At 26.8% G+C, this 12,653-nt stretch carries 12 protein-coding genes and 2 pseudogenes; all 14 read left to right on the top strand.

Translation table 11 applies throughout. From position 1 onward, the window contains the following. The first annotated feature begins 19 nt into the window (after positions 1-19). Complete coding sequence (locus BLS77_RS06185; protein ID WP_089967016.1) at positions 20-799, top strand: TrmB family transcriptional regulator; 780 nt, start codon at positions 20-22, stop codon at positions 797-799. 212 nt (positions 800-1,011) lie between these two features. Then, the gene (locus BLS77_RS20535) at positions 1,012-1,143 is read left to right on the top strand and encodes a hypothetical protein (protein WP_278336649.1); all 132 of its coding nucleotides are present in this window, start codon (positions 1,012-1,014) and stop codon (positions 1,141-1,143) included. 135 nt (positions 1,144-1,278) lie between these two features. Then, a pseudogene (locus BLS77_RS20275) lies at positions 1,279-1,398 on the top strand (ATP-binding protein); the annotation flags it as partial. Positions 1,399-1,747: 349 nt separating this feature from the next. Then, positions 1,748-2,785, top strand: coding sequence for a TlpA disulfide reductase family protein (locus BLS77_RS06180; protein ID WP_089967014.1), 1,038 nt, complete (start codon positions 1,748-1,750; stop codon positions 2,783-2,785). 65 nt (positions 2,786-2,850) lie between these two features. Beyond that, positions 2,851-3,009, top strand: coding sequence for a CD1871A family CXXC motif-containing protein (locus BLS77_RS20725; RefSeq protein ID WP_253197762.1), 159 nt, complete (start codon positions 2,851-2,853; stop codon positions 3,007-3,009). Next, entirely contained in the window at positions 3,002-3,832 is an 831-nt protein-coding gene (locus tag BLS77_RS06175; RefSeq protein WP_089967012.1) for a 4Fe-4S binding protein, read from the top strand. The genes BLS77_RS20725 and BLS77_RS06175 overlap by 8 nt, the downstream gene beginning before the upstream one ends. Positions 3,833-4,296: 464 nt before the next feature. After that, positions 4,297-5,010, top strand: coding sequence for a M15 family metallopeptidase (locus tag BLS77_RS06170; RefSeq protein WP_089967010.1), 714 nt, complete (start codon positions 4,297-4,299; stop codon positions 5,008-5,010). Positions 5,011-5,030: 20 nt separating this feature from the next. Next, positions 5,031-5,722, top strand: a pseudogene (locus BLS77_RS06165) (response regulator transcription factor). Further along, positions 5,712-6,815, top strand: coding sequence for a sensor histidine kinase (locus BLS77_RS06160; RefSeq protein WP_089967008.1), 1,104 nt, complete (start codon positions 5,712-5,714; stop codon positions 6,813-6,815). Before BLS77_RS06165 ends, BLS77_RS06160 begins: the two are co-directional and overlap by 11 nt. 288 nt (positions 6,816-7,103) lie before the next feature. Next, the gene (locus BLS77_RS06155; RefSeq protein ID WP_089967005.1) at positions 7,104-7,874 is read left to right on the top strand and encodes a DUF2087 domain-containing protein; all 771 of its coding nucleotides are present in this window, start codon (positions 7,104-7,106) and stop codon (positions 7,872-7,874) included. Between the two features lie 182 nt (positions 7,875-8,056). Beyond that, positions 8,057-9,289: a flagellin lysine-N-methylase gene (gene fliB, locus BLS77_RS06150; protein ID WP_089967004.1), complete on the top strand. Its 1,233-nt coding sequence runs from the start codon at positions 8,057-8,059 to the stop codon at positions 9,287-9,289. Between the two features lie 240 nt (positions 9,290-9,529). Next, the gene (locus tag BLS77_RS06145; protein WP_089967002.1) at positions 9,530-10,210 is read left to right on the top strand and encodes a response regulator transcription factor; all 681 of its coding nucleotides are present in this window, start codon (positions 9,530-9,532) and stop codon (positions 10,208-10,210) included. Positions 10,211-10,231: 21 nt separating this feature from the next. After that, a complete protein-coding gene (locus BLS77_RS06140; protein ID WP_479723115.1) occupies positions 10,232-11,659 on the top strand; it encodes a sensor histidine kinase in 1,428 nt (475 codons plus the stop codon). Between the two features lie 150 nt (positions 11,660-11,809). Beyond that, positions 11,810-12,649, top strand: coding sequence for a DUF3919 family protein (locus BLS77_RS06135; RefSeq protein WP_089967000.1), 840 nt, complete (start codon positions 11,810-11,812; stop codon positions 12,647-12,649). The last annotated feature ends 4 nt before the right edge of the window (positions 12,650-12,653 follow it).

The raw sequence follows: 12,653 nt of genomic DNA, 5'->3' as shown, positions 1-12,653 counted from the left end.
ATACAGAGGAGATACAAGTATGGATGAAATAGTAAGTTTACTAGAAAAGCTGAATTTCTCAAAAACAGAGGCAGCAGTTTATATTAATTTATTGAAAAATTCAAGTTCAAATGGATATCAAATTGCTAAAAATCTAAATATGTCTCGTTCTTCGGTTTATTCAGCTTTAGATAATTTATATAAAAAAGGAATTGTGTTTTCACTACCAGGAAATTCTCAAATATATAAGGCAGAAGACCCTTCGACACTAACAAATAAAATGAAAAATGAATTTGTTGAAACCGCAGATTTATTGGAAATAAAGCTAAAAGAATTAAAAAATTCTGATTCAGAGGAAAGGTATTTAAATATAGCAGGGTATAATAATGTTATTTCAAAAGCAAAGGAATTGCTATTAACAGCAGAAAAAGAAGTGTATATAAATACTGATTTTGATTTGCAAATATTTTCAAGAGAATTTAATGAACTTAAAAAAAGAGAAGTTAGAATAATTATATTTTCATTTTCAAAAGTTAATAGTGAGAACCTACCAGTAGAAATATATACCCATGGTGATGCAAGTTGTTTTGGAAAACAAACAAGAATAATGTTAGTTATAGATTGTAAAAAAACATTAGTTGCAGATAAAGGACCGAATAGAGAAGAATTTTTAGGCGCTTTTACAGATAATATCCTTTTAGCTTCAGTTGTTTCTGAACATATTCATAATGATATATATCTTTTAAAATTACGAAACAAATATGAAGAGAATTTAATTAATGATGATATTAAGTTAAATACTATGTTGGAAAATAGGTAGAAAGAGATTGGGAATATTAAAAAACTTGGTGAAGAGATTTAGAATTAGAGGGGGGTGAACCGTACCATAAATAAATGAGGTTTTTCTAAAAGTGTATTTGGGAGGAAGTAACATTTAATACAAGTACTAAATATTACCAGAAAGCGAATCTAAAGGTTCATAATTTATGAAAAATTAAGTGTTTATATAATCTATTCTTATTACTTAGATATATGTATCAAAAGTTATTATCAGATTTAATGAGCAGTAATATTCTTGTAGTAGATAATGAAAAAGAAGTATTAGATAAAGAAGAAATTGATTTAATAGTTTTAGATAAATATTGCCACATATGGGTGGTTTAGAAGTTTGTAGTAAAGTAAGAAAAAGTATAACATACCGATTCTTATGCTAAGTACAAAAATAGAGGAATAGTTTTTAGGACAGAAGAATTTTTTTGGAAGGTGTGGAAAAAAATGTTATTCCAATAATACTGTTAAGGTGCATCTGGATTAGGTCTAGCTATAATCAAAAATATTATAGAACTACATCAGGGAAACATATTAGATTATAGTAATAACGAAAAGACTATATTTGAAGTGGGATTGCCAGTTAAGTAAATGGTTCATATTATACACTAAAGAATACAATTTAATATACAATTATTATTAAATGTAGTGAAGGAGTTAATTTTATTTCTTCACTATTTTTGTTTTCAAATTTATAAAGTTAAATAATGAAAAAAGCTCTTACGTTAAGAAGACTTTGATGCCTATTAGTTATAAATAGTTCTATTGATATATATGGTTTGTGAGAATATTATTGGTAAAATTATAAACTTAAGGAATTGTAATATTTAATTAAGGTTTTCTTAAATTCTTTTTTATAATATAAAAGGGTAAGGAATATGCATATTACTTGGTTAAAAATTTTAAAATAAAATTAATAAAAATAAAAGGAGAATCAATTATGAGAGGGAGAATATTGACAATCTTAATGTCGGGTGTACTTTGTATATCAATGGTAGCATGTACTAAATCCTCAAACCAAACTAAAAAAAATGACGAGGTAGGAGTTGAATTTAAGCATCCTGATAAATGGAAAAGTAAACAAAAGAATTTAGACGGATATATAGAAGTACCAAAAGAAAATATAACATCAAATATGGTCATTAGTTTCATACCTTATGAGACTATGGATAAGGCAAAACAATTAGATAAGGAAGCAGACAAGATTCCAGAAACAGACAAAGCAAAACTTGAAGAAGCTTCAAAGGAAATTATGGATTTAACTAAGGAATTTAAAGAAATATGCAATATAGTACTTATAGATAAGAGTAAATCAGAAGGTGAAATCCAAAAATCCTTATTCTCAAAATTTGAAAATAAGGATTTACTAGGTAAAGAGGAAAATTTAGAATGGTACTTATTGTATAATGATAAGCCTGATACTAATGGTTTATCAGAAAAATCTAAAAAAGACTATGAAGAGTGTTTTGGAGAAATTGCAAAATTTAAAAGCACAATTAAGACATTTAAACCAATATCAGATAAAGAAAAATTTGAAAAAATTAAGAAGCTTGAATTTAAGACTAAAACCCTAGAAGGTGAAGAAATAGATAGTAGTATTCTTAAAGATAATAAGCTTACAATGGTAAATATATGGGGCACATATTGTTCACCGTGTATAGGAGAAATGCCAGACATTCAAAATCTTTATGAGGAATTTAAGGGAGAAAAAGTTGATGTTATAGGTATTGTTATAGATACACCAGACAAAGAAAATGAAGAGCTAGCTAAGAAGATTTTATCAAAACAAGGTGTAGAGTTTACTAACATTATTCCAAATGAAGGTCTTAAAAACACTGTATTAAAAGATGTTTCAGCAGTTCCTATGACATTTTTTGTTGATAGTCAAGGAAATATTATTGGAGATTTTATACAAGGTACAAGAGATAAAGAAGAGTATAAGAAGGAAATTCAGGATAGATTAAAAAATATAGAATAGTAACCTATATACTCAATCTTATAACAGGTGTGGCATGTATTACAACTATTAAGGATGTGGAATTTATGAATGTAAATAAATTTATCAAAAGCGAAGTATTAGTAAAATACACTATCTTAATTGTGAGTGTTTTATTTATTTCTACTGGTATATATAGAGAGGAGGTAGGAATTGTATTTAGAAAAGCAATAAACGTATGTCTGGAGTGTATAGGAATTGGATAAAAGGAGAATAACTCAAATTGTTGTAGCTATAATCACAAATGCAAATATAAATGGATTTTTAAAAGGTAATATATATAAAGGAAATACAAAAAAAATCTGTGTTCCAGGACTAAATTGTTATTCTTGTCCAGGAGCTATGGGTTCTTGCCCTATAGGTTCTTTACAGTCTGTTATAGGAACCGTAAGATATAATTTTTCATTATATGTAGTTGGACTTATGTCTTTGTTTGGTGTTGTATTTGGTAGATTTATATGTGGGTGGTTATGTCCTTTTGGTCTTATTGAGGAGCTATTGCATAAAATACCTTGTAAAAAGATAAATGTAAGTAAAAAGATTAATAATTCACTTAAATATTTAAAATATATTATATTAGCATTATTTGTTATAATATTACCTATGTTTTTAGTAAATGAATTTGGCACAAGTCCGCCATATTTTTGTGAATATATATGTCCAGCAGGAACACTAGAGGGTGGAATACCATTAGTTTTACTGAACAAATCTTTAAGGGGAACTATAGGATATTTATTTGCCTGGAAGACATTTTTACTAATTACCATTATTATAGCATCAATATTTATATACAGACCATTTTGTAGATATATCTGTCCATTAGGAGCCTTCTATTCATTATTTAATAAAATTAGCTTTTATAAATATGAAGTAGATAAAAATAAGTGTACAAACTGTAGTGCCTGCACAAGAAAATGTAAAATGAATATAGAAGTTTATAAGAATTCTAATAGCCCTGAATGCATAAGATGTGGTGAATGTATAAAAGCATGTCCTGCGAAAGCTATAAAAAAAGGAATTAAATTTTAAAATCTTAACTGCTAATTAGCAACCTCTTTAATAGAATTCAAGGAAGAAGTAAATTACACTTCTTCCTTTTTTACTTTAGGATAACTTTTCAATTGTAGTAATAACAACAAAAGAACTTTCTAACCTCCAACTAGAGGAATATACTTATTTTATTGAAGGAATTAACATTAAAGAAATGATGAGTTTAAGGTAATACCATTCGATAAGTGTAGTATATATCTAGATGAAAAACTAACATTCTAAATCTCTAAGGAATTAATATTAATTTAGCTGATAAAGATACAATAATACACGAAGCTGCTGCTAATGTAAAAACCTCATTTGTAAGTGATAGGAAGCTCAATTAAAGCTGTAAGGTTTTTTTTAGTTTTTTATAAACTTAAGATTTCGTAAGGTTTTTTTATAATTCTTGTAAACTTTACCTCCTACAATGAAGTTATGATATTATGAGGGGAGTAGAGGATATGAAAAAAGGATTTAAAAAAATTTTAGTATTTAGTGTAATAATAATTTGCGGGTTTTGGTATATGCTAGGGAATACAGTCCTAGAATTAGGGGATACAAGAATTAAAGGAATTAATATTAGTTTAAATGATAAAGATAAGTTAGTACAAGCAACTGGTGTTAATGGAAGAGAAGAACTAATGTTAGTAAATAGAAAGTATGGTTTAGATAAAAATTATATACCAGAAGGTTTAAGTATACCAAATATATCGTTTTCAGATATAGCAGAGGATGAAGAAAAACATGTAGCAGGAATTATTGTAGAATCAATAGAAGAATTGGTAAGTGCAGCTAAAGAAGACGGGATAATATTACTTGGTAACTCTGGCTATAGATCTTATAAGTCACAAAAAAATATTTATAAGAATCGAGTGAAATCTCAAGGAAAAAAGCTTGCAGATGTATATGTAGCCAAATCAGGATTTAGTGAACATCAAACAGGACTATGTATTGATATCACTAATAAAGAGGGATATTTTGCAGAAGGAACAAAAGAAGCAGATTGGCTTGCAAAAAATTGTTATAGATTTGGTTTTATTATAAGATATCCAAAGGAAAAGAAAAGTATAACAAGTATAGAATATGAACCTTGGCATATTAGATATGTTGGGGAAGACGCTGCTAAGTATATTTATGATAATGGAATCACCTTAGAGGAATACTTAGGTAAATAATTATATAATTGGAGGAAGAAATGAACAATAATATTCTTGTAGTAGATGATGAAAAAGAAATAAGAGATTTATTGGAAATAAATCTTGCAAATGAAGGATATAACGTATTTAAGGCAAGTTGTGGAGAAGAAGCTTTAGAAATATTAGCAAGAGAAGAAGTTAATTTAATGGTTTTAGATATAATGATGCCAGATATGGATGGCTTAGAAGTTTGTAAAAGAGCAAGAGAAAAATATAGCATACCAATTCTTATGTTAAGTGCAAAAGTAGAGGATATGGATAGGATAAAAGGTATTATGACTGGTGCAGATGATTATGTATGTAAGCCGTTTAATCATTTAGAACTTACAGTTAGGGTAAGAGCATTACTTAGAAGATCATATTTTTTAATAGTAAAATGCAAATTTCAGATAATATAATAAGAATTGAGTCAATGGTTATAGATAAGAAGCAACACAAGGTAATAATAGATGATAATGAAATAGATTTAACAGCAAGAGAGTTTGAAATTTTATATTTATTAGCTAACAATAGGGGACGGGTTTTTAGTGCAGAAGAAATTTTTGAAAAGGTGTGGAAAGAAAGATATTATCAATCCAATAACACGGTTATGGTGCATATGAGTAGACTTAGAGATAAAATACAACAATATATGGAAGGTAGTAAGGTAATTCATACTGTGTGGGGAGTTGGTTACAAAATTGAAAAATAAAAGATTATATAAACATTGCTTAGTATCATTAATTGATATATTAATTGCTATAGTATTAACGTATATAACATTAGTTATAAGTAAAAAAATATTGAACTATTTATATATTCACACTAAAAATGAATTTGTTTATTATCTGTGGGAAGTTTGGAGAGAAATTAAGTACGGAATATTTGGGGAACCTATAAATATAATCATTGGGGTAGTATTATTTTTGATATTTTATTTGATTATAACATATAGAAAAAACAAGAGCTTAGTGTCTATTATAGATGAAACTGAAATAATGACTAATAGTGACTTAGATAGAGTGATACATGTTAAAGCAAAAGGTGATATTAAAAATTTAGCAGAAAATATAAATAATATATCAAAACAACTTAAAGAAATAACAATAGCGGAAATAAATGCACAGAAAACTAAAAATGATTTGATAACTAATGTTTCTCATGATTTGAGAACTCCATTAACTTCAATAATAGGTTATTTAGAACTTATTGATAAGGATCAATATAAAGACGAGGTAGCACTTAGATATTATGTTAATATAGCCTATGAAAAATCTAAGGGATTAAACTTGCTTATAAATGATTTGTTTGAAGTGACTAAAATGCAAAATAGCACTATTAATCTAGATAAAACTGATATTAATTTAGTGGAATTATTAGGACAAGTAGTTGTTTGTTTTGAATATCAATTTAAGAGTGCAAATATGCAATCGAGAATTAGGTTTTCAAAAGATAAGCTAATAGTAAATGCAGATGCAGGAAAATTAGTTAGAGCATTTGAAAATTTAATATCTAATGCAATTAAATATGGAAAAGATGGCTATTATGTTGATGTAACAACAAAAATTGAAGAAAATATGGCAGTAGTTCAAGTTATAAATTATGGTCAATCAATATCAATAATAGACTTACCATATATATTTGACAGATTATATAGAGTGGAAAAATCAAGAAACAGTAATATAGGTGGATCTGGATTGGGGCTAGCTATAACAAAAAACATTATAGAATTACATCAAGGAACGATAGCGGTCTATAGTGATGAGAAGAGAACTATCTTTGAAGTAAGATTACCAGTTAAATAAATATAGAGATATTAAATGTAAAAACCTCACTTATAATAGTTACGGTGAACCGTACCATAAGTAAAGAAATAATTAGAAATAAAGATTGGTAGTTTTATAAGTGGTCAATAAATTTGAATATAAACAATTAGATAAAATAGTAGCTGTTATATATGGCTACTATTTTTGTTAGCAATAAAATTAATAATTAGTAAACTTAATATTAAAAAGTTTGTTTATATGTAGATAGAATAGTAAAATGGGCATAAAATAAATATAGAGATAAATATAAAAGAGGTGTTGAGTAATATGAATGAAAATAATAAAGAACTATTTTGGGATGCAACAATTGAAGAGGTAAAGCGAGGATTTATTGAAGAGGGGGAAAGTTATAAATGTATTATTTGTGAGGAGGAATTTACAAAGGGAAGAATATATGAAATAGATTCTATGCTTTATGATGCAAAAAAGGCAACAGAATTGCATATAGAGAAAAGTCATGGTTCATCATTAGAGTATTTACTAGGTATGAATAGTACTTTTACTGGAATATCTGAGGTGCAAAGGGAGCTACTAGTACTGATAGCATCGGGGTTAACTGATAAAGAAATTGCCTTGAAAATAGGCGTTGCACATTCAACAATAAGAAATCATCGTTTTAAATTAAGAGAAAAAGAGAAACAAGCAAGATTGTTCTTAGCGATGATGGAGATTATATCTAGCGGAACAAAGAAAAAGATAAAGATATTAGAAAAGGATGCTTTATGTGATGCGCATAAAACCGCAACTATACTAGATGATAGATATAATATTACTGATAAGGAAAAAGAAAGTATCATTAAAAATTATATGGATGAAAGTGGGGCAGTGAAGACATATCCAGCTAAGGAGAAAAAGAAGATAATAGTGTTAGCTGAAATAGTTAAGAATTTCTCAAAGGGAAGGAAATACTCAGAAAAAGAAATAAATAGCATGTTAAAAAGAATATATGAAGACTACGCTATTATTAGAAGAGCTCTAATAGAGTATGGATTTATTGAACGCACTAATGATTGTAGTAGTTATTGGATAAAGGAATAATTTATCTTAGGATATTGGATGGAAGTTAAGTGAAGAAAGAACTTATGCATATCCAAAAAAATTATGTTAATAGAAATATAATGTAATTGATATTCATATACATCTGACAAATTTTAAAGAATATAGTAAAATAAATGTAAAACAGAAAATTGGAAGTAATCTATTTGCAAAGGAAGTATACAATGGGAAAAAATATAAAAAAAAGATATCCGAAATATCTTAAAGAATTTGAGTGTATAGGTGGAAAGTGCGAAGATAGCTGTTGTGTTGGATGGGATATAGATATTGATAAGACAACATTTAAAAAATATTATAAAGTTGAAGATAAAGAAATGAAAAGAATGTTTCAAAAAAATGTTCACAATAATGAAAATTATTCAAATGTTGATGTAGATTATGGAAAAGTAAAATTAAAAAGTGGAAAAAGGTGTCCTTTTTTAGATGAAGAAAATTATTGCGTTATTTATTCTAAGCTTGGGGAAGAGTATCTTTCAAATGTTTGTACATCTTTCCCTAGAATAGTTAATAAGGTAGATGGATATTATGAAATGTCTCTTGATGTATCTTGTCCTGAAGCTGCAAGAATTCTTTTATTGAAAGAAGAAGGAATTGAATTTCAAGAAAGTGAAGAAACATTAGATAAACATATAGTATCTAGTGATATTGATACTAAATCTAAAAAGTTTAATAATTCACCTGTAAAATATTTTAAAGAAATTAGAGATTTAAGTATTAAAATAATAAAAAATAGAAAATTTGATTTAAGTCAAAGACTTTATATATTAGGTGAATTTTTAAATACATTAGAACAAGAACTTAAACAAAATTATAAAAATGTACCTAGATTTATTAAAGAATATGAGATAAATTCAATTAAGAATACTTATAAAAAAAATCAATCAAGTTATATTGTTCAGATGGATTTTTTCAAAAAGATGTTGGATTTATTAAATGTATTTAAATCAGTTGATAGTATTGCTTTTAAAGAAGATACTAAGGAAATTATAGCTGGATTCAAGTTTGCGCAAGGCGAGAGTAAAGTTACAGATCCTGAATTATACATAAAAGCATTTGAAGATTATACTAAGAATTATATAAATAATAATAGCTATATTTTTGAAAATTATTTGGTGAATTTCATGTATAATAATATGTTTCCATTTTCTGAAACGGAATCAATATTTGATGGATATATTATGCTTTTAATAAGATATTCATTTATTAGATTTTATTTGGTTGGGAAATATTTAAATAATGAACAAGAGTCTAAAGAAAATATAGTTAGATTTATCCAGGCTTTCTCAAAAATCATAGGACATCATAAAACTTATTTAGTTGATTTACTAAATTATATGAAAGAAAATAAACTTGATAATATAGAGTTTGCTAAAACACTTTTACCTAAATTGGAATAAAGCATCGTAAAATCAAGAATACTGATCTATTATTTTTTTGAAAGTGACTTATGTAATTCAAATAAAAGGGCTACAATAAATGATTAATAAAATCATTTATTGTAGCCCTTTTTTTCTTATGGCAAAATTAATATTTTTAAAATGTATGGATATCCATAAGTGAAAAAGAGAGTATAATATATTTTATGTTAAAATATAAAATTGAAATTATTTTTAAATTAATCAAAGGTGGTTATTTTTATGAAGATATTAGTAATTGATGATGAAAAAAGTATTGTTAACTTAATAAGAATGAATCTAAAGCTTGAAGGATATGAAGTAATTATAAGTATGACAGGCATGGATGCAGTGGAAAAGTTTAAGAAGGAAAAGCCAGAACTAGTTATACTAGATGTTATGCTACCTGATATAAGTGGACATGAAGTCATACAAAGATTTCAGGAAATAGATAGTGAGGTCCCTGTTATAATGCTTACTGCAAATAGTCAAATAAATGATAGACTTTTAGGGCTTAAATTAGGTGCAGATGATTACATAACAAAGCCTTTTAATAGCACAGAGCTTATTTTAAGAATAAAGGCTATAACAAAAAGAATAAAGAAAAAAGATACTGAAATAAAAGCTAAAAATAATGAAATAAATATAAAAGCTATAAGAGTAGTAAAGGATGAAAGAAAGGTATTTATAGATGGAAAAGAAGTAAACACTACATATAAAGAGTTTAATACCTTACTATTAATGATGGAAAATCATAATAAGGTATTTACAAGAGAAGAACTTTTAGCGCGAATTTGGGGATATGAGTATGAAGGAAATACTAGAGCAGTTGATATTTTAATTCAAAGGCTTAGAAAAAAGTTAGGGCCCTATTCAGATAGCTTGAAGACATTGTATGGGGTAGGTTATAGACTAGAATTTTAAATGGGTTAAGGATGTGCTTTAGTGAACAGGATAAATTTAAAGATAAGAACTAAGATTATGCTGATGAATATGGGGATATTAATTCCTGTTATAATTTTTATATATATAATAACAATAAATAATCTATACAGTAATGTTATAAAAAGTGCTATAGATTTTTTAACTAAGGAAAGTTATAGTACTCAACTATATATATCAAACTATATAGAAAAAGATAAGAAAATAGAGGCTGAAGCTAACTTTGCTAAGAAGGCTCCACTTATTAATACATATTTATCTAATAAATTGAGATTTAGAATACAAATGTATGATAAAACTGGAGAAAGTTTAGCTGATTCAGTTATGAATAGCGTTAGCCTCTATGATGAGGATATAACTAATGCTATAAAGGGAAATAAAGCTTACGTAGTAAAGAAGGTAGACGGGCATATATATGTGCTGTTTTCAAGCCCTGTACTTTTAGAAGATACTACATTAGGATGTGTACGATATGTTTATCCAGTTGATGGTGGGCAAGAACTTATAAATAATATGTTTATGATTATGGGAATTATAGGATTTATATCAATTATAATATCTTGGATTTTGAGTAAGCTTTTTTCAGGAAATATAGCAGAACCTATAAAAAAGTTGAAGGCTCTTTCTGAGAAGGTTGCAGCAGGAGAATATGAGAATAAAATAGAGATTAAAAGTGGAGATGAAATAGAGGATTTAGCGGAGACTTTTAATATAATGTCTGAAAGTATAAAGACATATACAGAAACTCTAAAGGAAGAGAAGCAAAAGCAAAAGGACTTTTTGGACAATGTAACTCATGAATTTAAGACACCATTAACAGCTATAATAGGATATTCAGAATTAATACCAAGGCTAGAAGACAGGGATGATATAGAGGAGAGCTTGGATTATATAAAAAAAGAGGGAGAAAGGCTTTTAAAGTTAGTAGAGGAGCTTCTTGATTTATCAAAGCTAGGTAAAACTGAATTTAATGTAGAGATGGCCAATAATAATTTAAAGGAAGTTGTAGAGGAAACCTTAAGCATAATACAGCCAAGATTAGATAAGTATGATATAGAGGTAATAAAAGAGTTAGTTGATGTAAATTTATTTATAGATAGAGACAAAACTAAACAGGTTATTTTAAATGTCTTAGATAATGCTATAAAGTATAGCGAATGTACCAGTATTATTATAAAAATAGACATTAAGGATGACAATATAATATTAAATATTATAGATGATGGGATAGGTATAGAAAAGCAACATTTAGATAATCTTTTTCAACCTATTTATAGGGTTAATAAAATAAATTGTAGAAATAAGAATGGAAATGGGTTAGGCCTTCCTATATGTAAGGAAATAATGAAGAAACAAGAAGGAAGTATAGAGATTTATAGTGAAGAAAAAAAATGGACATCAGTGAAAATAATTTTTAAAGAATTAGTATAAGGCACTTTTAAAAAAATAATAGACCAATTTGATAGTCTGTTATTTTTTTCAAGTGCCTAAATCTATGAAAACGATAAATGTTACAATTGTGAAACATTTATGAAATATTTATAATAAATTGAACCTTTATTATAATAGGAGGAACAAGTAATGAAAAGGATTAATTCGAAATTTAAAATTGCAGGCATATATATGGTTATATTACTTCTTTGTATTATAATAACAAATCTGAATTATAGTGATTTATATAATAAAGTTACAATAATACAGGACAAAGAAGAAGTATTGAAGAAAATAAATATGTCTATACCTGTAAAAATTGAAATGTCTAATGAAAGATGGGGTGATTATGTTTTTGAGGATGAGAATTCTATAAAAAATATATGGGATTCAATAAATGAGATTACAAATGATTCTATTGGTGAAGAGAACCATATCAATAAAAATAATGAGGTTCAGATTAAGGGAACGGTATACTATTTAAACGGCATGAAGGATAACTTCGAAATAAGCAATATATTAATTTTAAATAATTATACATACTATGATAGTTACAAATTACCTATGATAAATAGCTTAAGAAATAATTTGTTAGGTTATCTGTACTCCCCTTATAATATAGGAAAATTTATGAATTATCGTAACAGAGTGACTATTGTAAACTCGAATAATCAAATCAAAAAAATAGTAAACGATGATAAGGAAAGTATAAAAAACATAATAGATAAGTCGGTAAAGCTTGAGAATGATGAAGAGATTATAGCTTTGACAACAGATAAGAAAGAAGCTTTAGCACATATAAAAATTTATATTGATGAAGAGGATGATAATCTTCTAAAGGTTAAGAGTTATAATATGGTAAATATTGATGTGTATGATAATGACTTTTTCGTTGTTCAATATATGGGTGATGAAAATGGAAGACATATATATATGAGAGGAAACCTAAAGGATATATGCGAAAATTTAGGTAATGATGATTCTAGATAACTTT

The organism is Clostridium gasigenes (assembly GCF_900104115.1).
GTDB lineage: Bacteria > Bacillota > Clostridia > Clostridiales > Clostridiaceae > Clostridium > Clostridium gasigenes.
Note: the sequence above shows the minus strand (reverse complement) of the source record. Positions and strands in the feature narration are given on the sequence as shown.

Coding starts and splice junctions, on each gene's coding strand:
- BLS77_RS06145 (WP_089967002.1), top strand. CDS start 9,530: ATGAAGATATTAGTAATTGATGATGAAAAAAGTATTGTTAACTTAATA.
- fliB (WP_089967004.1), top strand. CDS start 8,057: ATGGGAAAAAATATAAAAAAAAGATATCCGAAATATCTTAAAGAATTT.
- BLS77_RS06180 (WP_089967014.1), top strand. CDS start 1,748: ATGAGAGGGAGAATATTGACAATCTTAATGTCGGGTGTACTTTGTATA.
- BLS77_RS06170 (WP_089967010.1), top strand. CDS start 4,297: ATGAAAAAAGGATTTAAAAAAATTTTAGTATTTAGTGTAATAATAATT.
- BLS77_RS20725 (WP_253197762.1), top strand. CDS start 2,851: ATGAATGTAAATAAATTTATCAAAAGCGAAGTATTAGTAAAATACACT.
- BLS77_RS06185 (WP_089967016.1), top strand. CDS start 20: ATGGATGAAATAGTAAGTTTACTAGAAAAGCTGAATTTCTCAAAAACA.
- BLS77_RS06155 (WP_089967005.1), top strand. CDS start 7,104: ATGAATGAAAATAATAAAGAACTATTTTGGGATGCAACAATTGAAGAG.
- BLS77_RS20535 (WP_278336649.1), top strand. CDS start 1,012: ATGTATCAAAAGTTATTATCAGATTTAATGAGCAGTAATATTCTTGTA.
- BLS77_RS06135 (WP_089967000.1), top strand. CDS start 11,810: ATGAAAAGGATTAATTCGAAATTTAAAATTGCAGGCATATATATGGTT.